We start from the raw sequence: 15,578 nt of genomic DNA on the forward strand, positions 1-15,578 counted from the left end.
TCGTGCCGTGGCTGGTGCTGCCTCCGGGCGGCGGAAGGCCCGCCGGGGCAACGCGAACGGCCCGGCGCGCCGAGCGGCCGGGGGTCTCCAGCCTACGCCGCGGCACCGACGGGCACGCGGCGTACGGCCCCCGGCGGGGCCGGGCAGGAGGGATCCACGGCCCGGGGCCCGGCCGCCGGGGCCCGGCTGCCAGGGCCGCCGCCCGGGACGCGACCGCGGACGAACCACTGGACGGAACACCGGTCGCGCGGTGGACGGGCCGCCCGGGCCGTGGGCGGCGCCGGGCTCCGCCATCCGCCACGAACTGGACATACTCCGGTCACTGGCCGTCCATGGAGATCGCGCACCATGGTGAACGTGCCCGCCGCACCCAACCGTGGGGGATGGCTGTGGCGGCACTGTCGCACCACCGATGGGGGTCGGGGGTGCGAGGCCGGGCGACCCTGGGTGGGGGCGCCCGCCCGTTCGCCGGGAACCGTGGCGCCCTTTCCTGGAGGGCGCCACGGGTCTCGGCCTCACCGCTTCGCCCACCCGGCCGCCGCCCGCGCCTACGCGGACCGCAGGACCGCAGGACCGCTGAGGCAGCAGGACCGCCGGGGCCGCAGGACCGCACCGACCGGTCCCGACCGGCCGGCCACCGTTCCGCCGTCCCGGCCGACTACCGACTCCGGTCGATCGACCGCAACGCGGAGGCCCTGACCGCCCGCACCAGCACGGAGGCGATCAGGGCCCCGGACACCGAACCCGTCCGGCCCGCACCGGCTGACCACCGGCGGGGGCGCGGGTCAGCGGCGGCGGTAGGAGACGGTGTTGGGGGCGGCGTAGCCGCTGCCGTCGTCCACGATGACGATCTTCGGGACGATCCGGGTCTCGTCCTCCGGCTGTGTCCCGGCTCCGGTGCCGCCCTCGGCGTCCCCGCGGTCCTCGGCTTCTCCCGGGCCCGCCACCGGTGCGGGCGGTGCGACCGGCTTCGGCGGTACGGCGACCGGGCCGGTCACCACGGGCCCGGCGGCGCCGTTCGCCGCATCGGCCCGGATACCGGCGGCGGCCCCGCCGACCACCGGCTGCCGCGGGGCCGCCGCCTCGGGCGCACGGCCCGGGGCCTGGCCCTGCGCCGCGTCCTTCGCCGCGTCCTTCACCGGGTCCGGGACCGGGATCTCCCCCGTGTCCGCCTCGGAGTCCACCGGCAGCGGCCCGGCCGCCGCGTCCGCCGGGGCGGCCTCCTCGGCGTCGGCCGCCTCCTCCACCGCCTCGATCTGGCCGACCGCGGCACCCGTGAGCGAGGCCAGCGTCGCCTTGATGTGGTCGAGGTGCTGCTGCACGGTTTCCAGCCGGGCGTCGTACTCGCGCTGCTCCTGCTCGCTCGCCGCGTTGATCTTCTCGGCCTCGCGGCGGGCCCGGTCGATCAGCTGGTCGGCCTTGGCCTGGGCGTCGGTCTCCACCTGCTTGATCCGGCCGAGCACCGCCTCCCGGTGCTGCTCGGCCTCCCTGACCCGGCGTTCGGCGGTCGCGGAGACCTCGGCCTCCTCGGCCTCGGCCCTGGCCTCGGCCTCGGCGAAGGCCTCGTCGGCCTGGCGGCGCCTGGCGGCCAGCTCCGCCTCGGCGTGCTCGCTCGTCTCGGCGGCGGCCACCCTGACCTTGGCGGCGTAGGCGGTGGCGGCGTCCCGGGTGGCCCGGCTCTCCCGGTCGGCCTCGGCCCGGATGCTCTCCGCCTCGGCGCGGGTGCGCTCCTCGGTGCGCCGCACCGCCGCGTCGGCCTCCGCCCGGACGGTGGCGGCGTACTCCTTGGCCGCCGCGGCGAGCGCCTGCCCGGCCTCGTACGCCTCGTCCCGCAGGTCCTCGGCGAAGCGCTCGGCCCGCTCCTTCACCGCCCGGGCCTCGTTCTGCGCCATCGCGGCCAGTCCGGCGGCCTGCTCGCTGAGCACCTGGTAGTCCGGCTCGGGGGCCTCGTCGGCGGCGCGGCGGATGTCGGCCAGTCGGGCCTCCATCTGCCGGATCCCGGCGCCGAGGACGCTCAGCCGTTCCCACGCCTCGTCGCGCTGCGCGGTCAGGGCGGCGAGCGCCCGGTCGACCTGCTCGGGCGCGTAACCGCGCCGGGCCTGGCTGAAGCCGTGCTGGGGGACGGCATCGCTCATGGGCTCTTCCCCTCGTATCGCGGGCTGCGGAGCCCATGATCGGACGGAACGGACGGATCCGGAACCGGTTCGGAAACCGGGGCCGGATTCGGTCGTCGTGCGGACCGGAACGGTCGAGGACCGGCCGAATAGACCCATCCTCTTGACCTATTTTGCGCAGATCCGGACGAAACCCCAATGAGGCACAGCTGCCCGGGCATGCCGGAGGGGCCGTTCCGGACACCGGGACGACCCCTCCCCACCTGCGAGGATCCGCGACGGTCCGCTACAGCAGACCGTCCCAGAACTGCTCCAGCAGCACGGCCCACCAGGTGTCCGCGTTCTGCAGGGCCGCCGGGTCGATCGCGGCGAGCTGCGCCTGGAAGTCGGTCGTCCAACGACCGGCCTGCTCGGGCGTCAGCCCGTACCGCAGCCGCCACATCCGGCCCAGCAGGGCCAGCGCGCGGACGAACTCCGGTACACCGCTGTTGACGAACCGCGGCGGCTGGCCGGTTCCGTCGACGTCGACGGCGACCACGTTCGCGGTGCCGTACTGGACGCACAGCTGGCGGCCGTAGTCGTTGCCGAGCACCAGGTAGCCGCCGAAGTCCGGGCCGGCCGGCAGGCCGCGCTCGGCGGCCAGCTCGGCGAGGGTCGGGATCGGCCGGCCCTCCTGCGCCTGGGCCCAGAAGAACGGTCCGAAGTCGCGCGGCAGCCCGGCCCACATCAGGGTCTGCGCCACCGGCTCCGGCACGCCCTGGCGGGCGACCGCGCGCTGCTCGTAGCGGAACAGGTTCTGCCCGAAGGCCTGGCCGACCTCCTGGGCGAGCTGCTGCGGCGGCAGCGGGGGCAGCGGCTGGACCGTCCCGGGCGCGGGCAGCGGCACCCGGAACGGGCGGACCCGCTGGGCGCCGGAGGCCAGCTGGTGCAGCTCGTCCAGGTGGTCGAGCAGCTCGGCCATCCCGGCCTGCCGGGAGGCGTGGTCGCGGCCGTACGGCGCGGTGTGGGTGAGCCGCACGTTCGGCCAGGAAGCGGCGATCATGCGGTTGCAGTAGCCGCCAGGCAGGTCGCAGGACTCCAGCTCGGTGTACAGCTCGAGCACCTGCTCCGGCGGCACGTTCAGCCGGCGCAGGTCCTGGAGGATCTTCCACTCCGGGTGCGGCGTGCCGGGCTCGCTACGGTGCAGCAGCTTCTGCTCCGAGCCGTCCGGGCCGCGGTAGCTGAGCGCGGCGAAGTAGCCCGGACCGACCGCCGGGACCCCGGGCGGGACGGGCGCGCCGCCCTGCGGCGGACCGGTCACCGGGGTCGGCGGGACGACGCCGGGCGCGGCGCCCGCGTTCGGGTAGCCGTAGCCGGCCGCGCCGGCGGCGGGGGCGGCCGGACCGCCGGGCGGCGGCGGGACGGCGGGGCCGCCGGACGGCGGGGTGCCCGGATCTGCGGGGCCGCCGAGCAGGGCCGGGTCGATCGCGCCGGCCAGCTGGGTCGCCTCGTACGAGATCCCGGCCGCGGGCGCCGCCGGGGTGCCCTGCGCGGCGGGGGCCGGGGCGGCGCCGGCGCGCAGGCCCGCCGGGGGCGGAGGCGGCGGGGTGGAACCGGCCGCCCGCCCGGTGGCACCGCCACCCGGCGCGGCCGGGCCCGGGGTGTGCCGGAGCTCGGCGGGCGGGGGCGGCGGCGGGGCCGAGCCGGAATTGCGGCCCAGCGCGCCCGGCCCGGACCCCGACGGGCTGCCGGAGGCGCCGGACGGACCGCCGCGCAGTGCGGCCGGCGGGGGCGGCGGCGGGGCCGAGTTCGGGTTGCGGCCGGGGCCGCCCGGCGCCGGTGCACCGGCCGGCGTGGCGGCGGGCGCGCCGGGGCCGCCGGGCAGGCCGGCCAGACCGCCGGGCGAGGCCAGCATGGTCGGAGCGTGCTCCACCGGGGCACCGGCCGACGGCGGGGCGGGCGGGTTGCCCGGCGCGGCGAGCATGGTCGGCGCCTGCTCGACCGGGGCACCGCCCGAGGGCGGGGTGGCCGGGGCACCGGGCAGGCCCATCAGGCCGGGTACGGCGTCCGGCGGCGCGAGCAGCGTCGGTGCCGGCTCGACGGCTGCCGCCGCTGCCGGGGCCGGGGCCGCCGAACCGGCGGGCGCGGCGGGCGGACCGGCCGGCGGCTGCGCGCCCGGCGGCGGGACCGGCGGCATTCCGTAGCCACCGCTGCCCGGGGGCATCAGCACGGTCGCGGCCTCGGCGCCGGCCGGGGCGGGCGCGTCCGGCAGGTCCGATCCGGAGGTGCGCAGGCCCTCGGGCATCAGGACGGTCGCCGCCTCGGCGCCGACCGGAGCGTTCGGCGCGGCGGGGGCCGGAAGGACCGGCGGGACCGGCGGGACCGGCGGGACCGGCGCGACCGGCGCGACCGGCGACGGTGCCGGTGCGGCTGCCGCGGGCTGGGGCGGGCAGGCCGGCTCGTCGCCCGGCGGCGGGGCGAGCATGGTCGGCGCGTCCCCGGCGGGCCGGTCGGAGACCGGCGGCTCGGTCAGCACGGCGGGCGCGGGCGGCACCGGAGCGGCCGGTACCGGCGCGGGCGGTTCCTCAGCCGCGACCGCAGCAGGCGCCGGAGCAGGGCCCGGGGCCGGAGCGGCGGCCGGAGCCGGGGCGGCCGCGCCGCCCAGCTTCTGCGCCTCCGCCGCGATCGCCGCGGCCCCCGCCTCCTGCAGCCACTGCGGCGGGCTGAGCAGGAAGGAGGTGGCCTCCACCGGCCCCGGCGCGGGCTTCGCCGCCCCGGCCGGGTTGGCCGCGACCGGCCGCCCGTAGACCTCCTCGTACTGCCGCACCACCTCGTTGACCGGCAGCGCGGGCCACAGCGTGCTGGCCCCGGAGTCCCGGGCGATCACCAGTCGCACCTCACCCGAGCCGGACGGGCCGGCCCCGGCCGGGTCTCCCGGACCGCCGGCCGCGTCCGCGGGCGCGACGGCCCAGCAGACGAAGCCCAGGTCGAACTCCCGGACCCGCACCTCGCGCTGCTGCGCCTGCGGCACGCCGCCGTTGACCCACTCCTCGGCGAGCTCCTGCGCCTGCGCGTACGTCACCACGCCCGGTTCACCCCTGTCCGCATCCTCGTCGTCCCCCGTTCCACCTGCACCACGGCGCCCATCCGCGTCAGCCCACCGGGACGGCCCGGGCGAACCCGCCGTCCACCATCAGCTCCGCGACCGTCTCCAGTTCCGGCGGGCTGCCGGCCAGCCGCAGCAGGAAGGCGTCGAAGTCGTCCCCGCAGGGCAGCAGCAGGCGGGCGCAGCGGTCCTCCGGTGCCTCCGGGGCGCCGGAGTCGCGGGCGTCGTCGTACAGGTGGAACCAGACCGAGCCGATCCGGTCGCCGCGCACCTTGAGCGCGACGATGCCGCCCTGGGCGTACGCGATGCCCAGGTAGTCCTTGGTGAGGTGGTCGCGCAGGCACTTGTTGGCGTACACCACGTCCTCGGTGCCGTATTCCTCCGTGAGGGTGAGGAACGGCTGGTCGAGCAGCATGCCGAGTTCGGTGTCCAGCGCCACCCCGGCCGGGGCACGGCCGCCGCCCAGCTTGAGGAAGGTCCGGTAGGCGCCGGGCAGCCGGTAGCCGAGGCGCTCCTCGGCCCGCTGCACCAGGTCCTCGGAGACGCCGATCGGGTCGCCGCCGTCCCTGGCCAGCGAGAAGTGGACGGGCCGGCGCTCCTGCAGCGGGCGGGTGCCGCGCCGGGAGTGGTCGGCGGGCGAGGTGGCCAGGCCGCCGTGGTGCCGCAGCAGGGCCTTGACCTCGACCGGGACGAGTTCCATCCGCCGCCAGCCTGGGGCCGCCCGGCCGACGGCGTGGTGCCAGGTCCAGCCGGGCGGGGTGGCGACCGCGGTCTCCAGGTCGGCCCAGAGCGGGTGGCCCTGGGTGAACAGCGCGGCGTTGGCCGAGACGTAGTCGGTCAGCCGCAGTTCGTCCACGCCGAAACCGTCCGGCGGGTCGGCGACCTCGGCCGCCGCTGCGGCGTACGGGCCGAAGTCCGGGTAGCCGGACTCGTCCACCCGGACCCCGGCCGGGTGCCGCTCCGCTCGGACCGGGTCCGGGAACTGCACCACCTGACCTGCGTACGCCGCGTTCGGTGCGGCGGCGACGCCGGGCCGACCTGTCGTCATCTGGGAGCCCCCACTGGCTGCTGCAAACTCTCGGTGCGCTTTCTCGGCACCAGCCTATTGGTTCACCCCGTCGGCCGAACCCCCGCATCCGGCGCCCGCCCCGACACCTCCACGAACGGCGGCCGCCGCGCCCCGGGGCCGCGGGTCGGCACGCGCAGCGTCCGGGCCGGCTCGTCCGCAAAGCCGTTTCGAAACAGGCGGGTTGGCGGCGGCAGGCGGCACCCGGGAGGGGCGGGCGAGGGGCCGGGTCCGGCCCGTACCGCTCCCGAGCGCCGGGCCCCAACCTCCGGCGCCGACACCCCAGTCGGCCCACGCCCGGCCGGCGCCCGGTCGCGCCCGGCCCGCGCCCGGCCCGCCGGTGCGGCGCCCCGGTCCGTCGCCCGGAACCGTACCGGCCGTGGCTGCGGCCCCGGGGGTGTTTCGGGAAATCAGCGGACAAGTCGTGACGGCGGTGTGCGGATCCGGCCCGCGACGGGCCAGGATGCCGGCGGACGCCCGGCCGGCCCGCCAACGGCCGTACGGGCGTTCGACCGTGCGCGTACCCCGGTTGTGCACTCGTGGGTGTCAAGTGACAGGCTTGCCCCGGACCGGACGCAACCCGACAGGACCCGACCGGGCCGCACCGCCGGGAACGAGGAGGAGGACACCGCATGACCACCGGTGAGCCGGCGGGCCCGCCCGTGCTGCGCCACCACCGCGACAGCCTGCTGCCCGCCGTCGCCGCCGCGCTGTCGCTCAAGGGCGGCGAGGTGCACACCCTGGCGGGCGGCAAGGACGAGCGGCGCCCGGTCCTGCACCCGCTGGTCGGCGAGTTCCTGGACACCCTGCCGGTCGAGGCCCGCGAGCGGTTCACCGGGCGCTGCCCGGAGGCCGTCCTGCTCTCCCAGTACCTGGCCACGGTCGACGGCAACCGGTCCAAGCGCGCCGCCCGCAAGCCGCTGTCCCTGCACGAGGCCCGCAAGGCGCTCAAGGGCTCCCGGATGACGACCGTTCGGATCCGCGAGGAGGGGGACCCGGCGCACGGCACCCACGCCCCGCCGTGCCGCTCCTGCGCGCCGATGCTGGAGCACTTCACGGTGCAGAGCGTCGCCGTCGGCCCGCCCGCGCGCTGACCGGCCGCGCGCCGCCCGCCCCACCGCCGTACGGCCACTGTCCCCGAGCCCCGGAGTCCGCCCTGAACCCGCCCAGCCCGATCCCGTCCCAGGCCGCCCCCACCGCGACCGGCACCCTCGGGCGGACCCGCCCGCGCTTCCCCGCCGACGTCGCCGCCGAGCTCAAGGCGGCCGGCTGGCACCCCGGCCGCTGGCAGATCCAGCGGGCCGAGGAGTGGGCCGACACCCTGGTCGCGCACGGCGGCCCCGACGGCGTCCGGCACGCGGTGTTCCCGGCGGCGGTGGAGGCCTGGGCCGAGTTCGGCGGGCTCGCCTTCGACCTGTCCGGGCCGGGCCGCCAGCTCGCCCGCACGCCGTTCCTGATCGACCCGCTGTGCGGCCTGCACCAGCCGCGCACCCTGTTCGACCTCGGCCGGGCGCTCGGCACCCAGCTCGCCCCGCTCGGCGAGGAGTCGTACGGGCAGGCGCTGCTGGCCGTCGACGAGGAGGGGCGGGTCTACAGCCTGGACCACACCGGCGAGTGGTTCCTCGGCCACGGCATCGACCAGGCCATCAACACCCTGGTCCTGGGCACCGCCCCGGAGCGGCTGCGCACCGCCGGGGAGGGCTGAGCACGCCCCCGGAGCGGCTGCGCACCGCCGGGGAGGGCTGAGCGCGCCCCGGATCAGCCCAGCCGGTCCGCGCGCACCACCAGCCTGGAGGGCAGCACCGCCTCTATCCGGAACCCGCCGTCCGCCTCCGGCCCGGCCGAGAAGGTGCCGCCCAGCGCGATCACCCGCTCCCGCATCCCCAGCAGCCCGTTGCCCCCGCTCGGCAGCTGCGCGGCGCCCCGCTCGCCGCCCGGGCAGGCGTTCACCACGCTCACCCGCACCCCGTTGGGCGCGTACGCCAGCAGGACGGACACCTGCGCCCCGCCCGCGTGCTTGTGCGCGTTGGTCAGCCCTTCCTGGACCACCCGGTACGCCGTCTGCTCGGCCTCGCCGGTGAACTCCTGCCGGCTGCCGCTGACCGTGAGCGTCACCGCCATCCCGGCCGCCCGGGACTGGTCGACCAGCCGGGGCAGCCCGGCCAGCGAGTCCTGCTCCGGCGGCCGCTCGTCGTCCATCCGCAGCACGCCGAGGATCTCGCGCAGCTCGTTCAGCGCCTGCCGGCCCACCTCGCCCATCAACTTGGCGCTCTGGGCGGCCTTCTCCGGGTCCTTGAGGGCGATCCGCTCCAGCGCTCCCGCGTGCACCACCATCAGCGACACCCGGTGGGCCACCACGTCGTGCATCTCCCTGGCGATCCGGGTGCGCTCCTCCAGCCGGGCCCGGCGGGCGCGCTCCTGCGCCTGTTCGGCCAGCAGGTCCAGCTCGGTCTCCAGGCCGTGCGCGCGGTCCTTGAGCGACTCGATCAGCCGCCGCCGCGCGCCCACGTACAGTCCGGTGACCACCGGCGGGACGGTCAGCCCGACCGCCACCAGCACCGCTATCAGCACCTGGACCCAGAGCGGCGGCTGCTCCACCGACGCGTCGCCGGGCGTCAGCATGGACACCATCATCACCGCGACGGCCTCGGCGAAGGCCAGCACCGACAGCGCCACCACCCGCCGGCGCCGCGAGGGCCACTCCCAGGTCGCCGCCAGCGTGTACAGCGACACCACCAGCAGCAGCACCCCGAGCATCCCGGGCATCAGCACCAGGGTCGCCACCACCGGGACGGCCGGCCACCGCCGGCGCAGCACCAGCGAGCCGCCGGCCAGCGTGCCGAGCGCCGCGACCACGGCGATGCCCGCGCCGGACAGCTGGAACCGGGCGTCCAGGAAGGCGACCGTGCCGGCCGAACACTCCAGTGCGGCCAGCAGCGCCAACCCGATGTCCAGGAAGGCGCTGCGCGGCCGCTTCCACCACCAGAACGACCGGACCGGCGCGCGCTCCCCAGGCGACTTGCTCATGGGCGACAGCCTATGCGGCAACCCCTTCCCCTCCCCACCGGTATTGCCCCGTACACCTCGCGCAGCGCTCAAGTGGTCCAGACCACAGGTGTGCTCCGGCGGGGCTGTCCGCCATCCGGCCACCTCGCGGACAGCACCCGCCCCGACACCTATGCTGGTCGCGTCGGACAGCGCGGTCCGCACGCGTCACGCCCGCCACACTGCGCGTGGAGCTGTGACGATGAGCCGTTGCCGAACCCCACCACCACAGGGAGCCAGCCGTGACCGCTCCGGTCAACACGCCGGCGGACAGCCCCGCTGTCCTCGCCGCCGGCGCCGCCGCAGACAACTCGGCCCTGCGTGCGGACATCCGCCGCCTCGGCGACCTCCTCGGCGAGACGCTGGTGCGCCAGGAGGGCCCCCAGCTGCTGGGCCTGGTCGAACAGGTCCGACTCCTCAGCCGCACCGACGGCGAGGCCACCGCCGAGCTCCTCTCCGACATCGACCTGGACACCGCCGCCAAGCTGGTGCGCGCGTTCTCGACCTACTTCCACCTCGCCAACGTCACCGAGCAGGTGCACCGCGGCCGCGAGTTCGCCACCCGGCGCGCGCGCGAGGGCTCGCTGCTCGCCCAGACCGCCGACCAGCTCGCCCAGGCCGACCCCAAGCACCTCCAGGACACCCTGGCCCACCTCGCGGTCCGCCCGGTCTTCACCGCCCACCCCACCGAGGCCGCCCGCCGCAGCGTGCTCAACAAGCTGCGCCGGATCGGCGAACTCCTCGACCGCATCCACCGCGAGGAGCTCACCTCCGGCCTGGTCGCCGCCGACCCGGCCCGCACGAGCAGCGCCAAGCGCTCCGCCGACCGCCGCCTCGCCGAGGTCATCGACCTGCTCTGGCAGACCGACGAGCTGCGCATCGCCCGCCCCGAGCCCACCGACGAGGCCCGCAACGCCGTCTACTACCTGGACGAGCTCTACCGCGAGGCCGTCCCCGAGGTCCTGGAGGAACTCCACGAGGAGCTCGCCCGGGTCGGCCTGAGCCTGCCCGACGGCGTCCGCCCGCTCACCTTCGGCACCTGGATCGGCGGCGACCGCGACGGCAACCCCAACGTCACCCCGCAGGTCACCTGGGACGTCCTCAACCTCCAGCACGAGTACGGCATCAAGGACGCCCTCGCCGCCGTCGACGACCTGCGCAACACCCTCTCCACCTCGGAGCGGCTGGCCGGCGCCTCCGTCGAACTGCTCGCCTCGCTCAACACGGACCTGCACCGGCTCCCCGAACTCAGCCCCCGCTACAAGCGGATGAACGCCGAGGAGCCCTACCGCCTGAAGGCCACCTGCATCCGGCTCAAGCTGGAGAACACCCGCGAGCGCCTGGCCGGCGGCACCCCGCACGTCGAGGGCCGCGACTACCTCGGCACCCGCGAGCTGATCGCCGACCTGCGGCTGATCCAGGACTCCCTGCGCGCCCACCGCGGCGAGCTGATCGCCGACGGCCGCCTGGCCCGCGCCATCAACACCATCGAGGCCTTCGGCCTCCAGCTCGCCACCATGGACGTGCGCGAGCACGCCGAGGCCCACCACCACGCCCTCGGCCAGCTCTTCGACCGCCTCGGCGAGGAGGCCTGGCGCTACGCCGACATGCCCCGCGAGTACCGGCAGAAGCTGCTCGCCAAGGAACTGCGCTCGCGCCGCCCGCTCGCCCCGACCCCGGCCCCGCTGGACGAGGCCGGCACCAAGACCCTCGGCGTCTTCAACACCATCCGCGAGGGCTTGGAGCGCTTCGGCGACGAGATCGTCGAGAGCTACATCATCTCGATGTGCCAGGGCGCCGACGACGTCTTCGCCGCCACCGTGCTGGCCCGCGAGGCCGGCCTGATCGACCTCCACGCCGGCATCGCCAAGATCGGCATCGTGCCGCTGCTGGAGACCACCGACGAGCTCCAGCAGGCCGACCGCATCCTGGACGAGATGCTCTCCGACCCGTCCTACCGGCTGCTCGTCTCGCTGCGCGGGGACGTCCAGGAGGTCATGCTCGGCTACTCCGACTCCTCCAAGTTCGGCGGCATCACCACCTCCCAGTGGGAGATCCACCGCGCCCAGCGCCGACTGCGCGACGTCGCCCACCGCTACGGCATCCGGCTGCGCCTCTTCCACGGCCGCGGCGGCACCGTCGGCCGCGGCGGCGGCCCCTCGCACGAGGCGATCCTCGCCCAGCCCTGGGGCACCCTGGAGGGCGAGATCAAGGTCACCGAGCAGGGCGAGGTCATCTCCGACAAGTACCTGCTGCCCTCGCTGGCCCGGGAGAACCTGGAGCTGACCCTCTCCGCGACCCTCGCCGCCTCCGCGCTGCACACCGCCCCGCGCCAGGCCCCCGAGGAGCTGGCCCGCTGGGACGCCGCGATGGACCGCGTCTCCGAGGCCGCCCACACCGCCTACCGCGCCCTGGTCGAGCAGGAGGACCTGCCGAAGTACTTCTTCGCCGCCACCCCGGTCGACCAGCTCGCCTCGCTGCACCTGGGCTCCCGCCCGTCCCGCCGCCCCGACTCCGGCGCCGGGCTGGACGGCCTGCGGGCCATCCCCTGGGTGTTCGGCTGGACCCAGTCCCGCCAGATCGTCCCCGGCTGGTACGGCGTCGGCTCCGGCCTCGCCGCCGCCCGTGCGGCCGGTCTCGGCGACGTGCTGGACGAGATGTACGGCCAGTGGCACTTCTTCCGCAACTTCCTGTCCAACGTGGAGATGACCCTCGCCAAGACCGACCTGCGGATCGCCCGGCACTACGTCGAGACCCTGGTGCCCGCCGAACTGCACCACGTCTTCGACCAGATCGTCGCCGAGCACGACCTCACCCTGCGCGAGGTGCTCCGGCTCACCGGTGAGAGCGAACTGCTCGAGCACAACCCGGTGTTGAAGCAGACCTTCACCGTCCGCGACGCCTACCTCGACCCGATCTCCTACCTCCAGGTCGCGCTGCTGCGCCGCCAGCGCGAGGAGGTCGCGGCCGGCCGGCGCGAGGACCCGCTGCGCGCCCGCGCGCTGCTGCTCACCGTCAACGGCATCGCCGCCGGCCTGCGCAACACCGGCTGACGCCGCCCGGGAACGCCGAAGGGCCGGTGTCCCGCCAGGGGACACCGGCCCTTCGCGAACCGCTACTCCGCGGACTCGCCCGCGCGCCGACGCTTCAGCCACAGCGCCGCACCGCCGGCCGCGACCACCAGGCCGCCGCCGACCGCCAGCAGCCCGGCGTCCGGACCGACCGGATCGCCGAGCACCGGACCGAACTGCGCGGCCGCGGGCTCCGGCGAGACCGCCGGATCGGGCTCCGCCACCGGATCGGCGTGCGCCACCGCACCGCTCGACAGCAGCACACCGGCCGCCCCCAGCGCACCGGCCGCGCCGACCCGCCGTCCGAACTGCTTCAGCCGGACCACCCGGAGCCGCCGAAGTCGGCGGACCGGACGCAATCTCCGCATCGAGAACTCCCCAGGACCCGTTCGCGTACCCGGACCGACGCTATCCGATCCCGCACAGGGTTCTCACACGGATTCAGGTTTGGGCCGGCAAGCGTTGTACGACTGTTGCGTAGCCCGCACAGCCCCTCCATGACGCCGCGTCAGAAGTTGTAGGTGCTCTGCGCCCGCTCCAGCCCCTCGGACAGCAGCGCCTCCACGGCGTCGGCCGAGCGGTCCACGAACCAGTCCAGTTCCTTGCGCTCGCTCGAGGAGAAGTCCTTCAGCACGAAGTCCGCGACCTCCATCCGGCCCGGCGGGCGGCCGATCCCGCAGCGCACCCGGTAGTAGTCCGGCCCGAGCGACTTGGTGATCGACTTCAGCCCGTTGTGGCCGTTGTCCCCGCCGCCCAGCTTCAGCCGCAGCGCCGCGTAGTCGATGTCCAGCTCGTCGTGGACGGCGATCAGCGCCGAGGCGGGCACCTTGTAGAAGTCCCGCAGCGCCGTCACCGGGCCGCCGGAGAGGTTCATGAAGGACATCGGCTTGGCCAGCACCACCCGCTTGCCCGCCAAGCGGCCCTCGGCCACCTGCGCCCGGCTCTTGTGCGCCTTGAACCTGGCACCCACCCGCTGCGCCAGCAGGTCCACCACCATGAAGCCGATGTTGTGCCGGTTCCGGGCGTACTGCTCCCCCGGGTTGCCCAGGCCCACCACCAGCCAGGGCCCGTCGTACTCCTCGATGCGCTCGCCCATGCCCACTCTCCTCGTCACCGTCGCGCTCGACGTCATCATCCCGGACGCACCGCTGCCCCGGTCGCTCCAGCGGGAGCGACCGGGGCAGCGGTCTCAGCTGTGGAGTGCTACGAGGCTCAGGCCTCGGCGCCCTCGGCCTCGGCGGCCTCCTCCTCGGCCGGAGCGGCCTGGGCGGCGATGACCTGCAGCACGACGGCGTCGGCGTCGACGGCCAGCGAGACACCGGACGGCAGGGCGATGTCCTTGGCGTGGATCGAGGCGCCGGCCTCCAGGCCCTCGATCGAGACGGTGACGGCCTCGGGCAGGTGGGTGGCCTCGGCCTCGATCGGCAGGGCCTGCAGGACGTGCTCCAGCAGGTTGCCGCCGGGGGCCAGCTCGCCCTCGGTGTGGACCGGGATCTCGACGGTGACCTTCTCGCCGCGCTTGACCAGCAGCAGGTCGACGTGCTCGATGGTGCGCTTGATGGCCTCGCGCTGGACGGCCTTCGGCAGCACGTACTCGTCCTTGCCGTCGATCGGCACGACCAGCAGGGCGTTCGGGGTCTTGAGGGCCATCATCAGGTCGTGGCCGGGCAGGTTCAGGTGAACCGGGGTGTGGCCGTGGCCGTAGACGACACCGGGGACGAAGCCGGCGCGGCGGGCGCGACGGGCGGCACCCTTGCCGAACTCGGTACGGGTCTCGGCGGCAAGGCGGATCTCGGACACGACTGCACTCCTCGTGAAGACTGGCGCGGGGGTGCAGGCAACGCGAAAAACCGCCGGGACCACACCCTCAGTACGTTCGGGGGTCACTCGGCGGCAACGTCCTCTGCCGGCGGACGGAATCCGCTACCGGCAGCGCGTCGATCACGGTGACGGCGCCCGTCGAGCGGGCACACGGCATCCCTCGCCGAGCAGTTTCACGAGTCTAACCTCATCGGTGCCCTCCCGTGAAATCGGCGGCGGCCCCGGTCCGCGAGGAACCGGGGCCGCCGCACGGGGCCTTCGTCAGCGCACCATCGGCGCACGCGTCACGCACTCGCCGGTGCACCGCCGGTGCACGCTTCAGTGCACCGTGGACGCACGCGTCAGTGCACGCCCTCGAAGAGGCTCGTGACCGAACCCTCCTCGAACACCTCGCGGATCGCGGCCGCGATCGAGGGGGCGATGGACAGCGTGGTGATCTTGTCCAGCTGGAGCTGCGCCGGGGTGGGGAGCGTGTTGGTGAACACGAACTCGCTCACCCGGGAGTTCTTCAGCCGGTCCGCGGCCGGGCCGGAGAGCACGCCGTGGGTGGCGGCGACCAGCACGTCGGCGGCACCGTTCTCGAACAGCGCGTCCGCGGCGGCGCAGATGGTGCCGGCGGTGTCGATCATGTCGTCGACCAGGACGCAGACGCGGCCCTTGACGTCACCGACGACCTCGGCGGACAGGATGGTGTTGGCCTGCGTCATGTCGCGGCGCTTGTGGATGATCGCCAGCGGCGCGTCCAGCCGGTCGCACCACTGGTCGGCGACCTTCACCCGGCCGGCGTCCGGCGAGACGACGGTCAGCTTGGAGCGGTCCACCTTCTCGCCGATGTAGTCGGCGAGCAGCGGCAGCGCGAACAGGTGGTCCACCGGGCCGTCGAAGAAGCCCTGGATCTGCGCGGTGTGCAGGTCCACGGCCATCAGGCGGTCGGCACCGGCCTGGCGGAGCAGGTCGGCGATCAGCCGGGCCGAGATCGGCTCGCGGCCGAGGTGCTTCTTGTCCTGCCGGGCGTACCCGTAGAACGGCAGGATCGCGGTGATGCTCTTGGCGGAGGCCCGCTTCAGAGCATCGATCATGATCAGCTGCTCCATGATCCACTGGTTGATGGGAGCCGTGTGGCTCTGCATCACGAAGCAGTCCGCGCCACGCGCCGACTCCAGGAAGCGGACGTAGATCTCGCCGTTGGCGAAGTCCAGGGCCTTGGTCGGAACCAGTTCGGTCCCCAGCGCCGCGGCCACCTCCTTCGCCAGTTCCGGGTGGGCACGGCCGGAGAAGAGTTTCAGTTTCTTCTCACCCGACGTCGTGATCCCGCTCACTGCACCGTCTCCTCGCGTTGCGGACGCTGAATCCCTCCCCCGCGGAGGGCAGGCGCA

Annotated in this window: 11 protein-coding genes; 3 read left to right on the forward strand and 8 right to left on the reverse strand. The window is 75.2% G+C overall.

What is annotated here, in order from left to right; genetic code table 11:
* Positions 1-785: 785 nt before the first annotated feature.
* The 3 genes from ACGF07_RS13715 to ACGF07_RS13725 all read right to left on the reverse strand — a co-directional run bounded on the left by ACGF07_RS13715 (position 786) and on the right by ACGF07_RS13725 (position 6,247).
* Positions 786-2,135 (reverse strand): hypothetical protein, encoded by a 1,350-nt coding sequence (locus tag ACGF07_RS13715; protein ID WP_392898271.1) that lies wholly within the window; start codon positions 2,133-2,135, stop codon positions 786-788.
* Between the two features lie 265 nt (positions 2,136-2,400).
* Positions 2,401-5,178, reverse strand: a complete 2,778-nt coding sequence (locus ACGF07_RS13720; RefSeq protein WP_392898274.1) for an SUKH-4 family immunity protein — start codon at positions 5,176-5,178, stop codon at positions 2,401-2,403.
* 67 nt (positions 5,179-5,245) lie between these two features.
* Entirely contained in the window at positions 5,246-6,247 is a 1,002-nt protein-coding gene (locus tag ACGF07_RS13725; protein ID WP_392898275.1) for an SMI1/KNR4 family protein, read from the reverse strand.
* Between the two features lie 650 nt (positions 6,248-6,897).
* Between ACGF07_RS13725 and ACGF07_RS13730 the strand changes: the two genes are divergently transcribed.
* Positions 6,898-7,359 (forward strand): YwqJ-related putative deaminase, encoded by a 462-nt coding sequence (locus ACGF07_RS13730; RefSeq protein WP_350744657.1) that lies wholly within the window; start codon positions 6,898-6,900, stop codon positions 7,357-7,359.
* Positions 7,287-7,970, forward strand: coding sequence for an SUKH-3 domain-containing protein (locus tag ACGF07_RS13735; protein WP_392898278.1), 684 nt, complete (start codon positions 7,287-7,289; stop codon positions 7,968-7,970). Before ACGF07_RS13730 ends, ACGF07_RS13735 begins: the two co-directional genes overlap by 73 nt.
* A 53-nt stretch (positions 7,971-8,023) precedes the next feature.
* On the opposite strand, the gene ACGF07_RS13740 is transcribed toward ACGF07_RS13735, so the two are convergent.
* The gene (locus ACGF07_RS13740) at positions 8,024-9,292 is read right to left on the reverse strand and encodes a sensor histidine kinase (protein ID WP_392898281.1); all 1,269 of its coding nucleotides are present in this window, start codon (positions 9,290-9,292) and stop codon (positions 8,024-8,026) included.
* Between the two features lie 260 nt (positions 9,293-9,552).
* On the opposite strand from ACGF07_RS13740, the gene ppc reads away from it, so the two are divergent.
* Positions 9,553-12,363 carry a phosphoenolpyruvate carboxylase gene (ppc, locus tag ACGF07_RS13745; RefSeq protein WP_392898284.1) on the forward strand — a complete coding sequence of 937 codons (2,811 nt, stop codon included), beginning with the start codon at positions 9,553-9,555 and terminating at the stop codon, positions 12,361-12,363.
* 62 nt (positions 12,364-12,425) lie between these two features.
* Here ppc and ACGF07_RS13750 read toward each other — a convergent pair whose 3' ends face one another.
* The 4 genes from ACGF07_RS13750 to ACGF07_RS13765 all read right to left on the reverse strand — a co-directional run bounded on the left by ACGF07_RS13750 (position 12,426) and on the right by ACGF07_RS13765 (position 15,521).
* On the reverse strand, positions 12,426-12,749 hold the full coding sequence (locus tag ACGF07_RS13750) for a hypothetical protein (RefSeq protein ID WP_350744661.1): 324 nt from the start codon (positions 12,747-12,749) through the stop codon (positions 12,426-12,428).
* A gap of 140 nt (positions 12,750-12,889) precedes the next feature.
* Complete coding sequence (gene pth, locus ACGF07_RS13755) at positions 12,890-13,477, reverse strand: aminoacyl-tRNA hydrolase (RefSeq protein ID WP_392898288.1); 588 nt, start codon at positions 13,475-13,477, stop codon at positions 12,890-12,892.
* Positions 13,478-13,593: 116 nt separating this feature from the next.
* Entirely contained in the window at positions 13,594-14,181 is a 588-nt protein-coding gene (locus ACGF07_RS13760) for a 50S ribosomal protein L25/general stress protein Ctc (RefSeq protein ID WP_392898291.1), read from the reverse strand.
* Positions 14,182-14,543: 362 nt separating this feature from the next.
* Positions 14,544-15,521 (reverse strand): ribose-phosphate diphosphokinase, encoded by a 978-nt coding sequence (locus ACGF07_RS13765; RefSeq protein ID WP_350739221.1) that lies wholly within the window; start codon positions 15,519-15,521, stop codon positions 14,544-14,546.
* Positions 15,522-15,578 lie beyond the last annotated feature (57 nt).

The organism is Kitasatospora sp. NPDC048194 (assembly GCF_043202455.1).
Taxonomy (GTDB): Bacteria; Actinomycetota; Actinomycetes; order Streptomycetales; family Streptomycetaceae; genus Kitasatospora.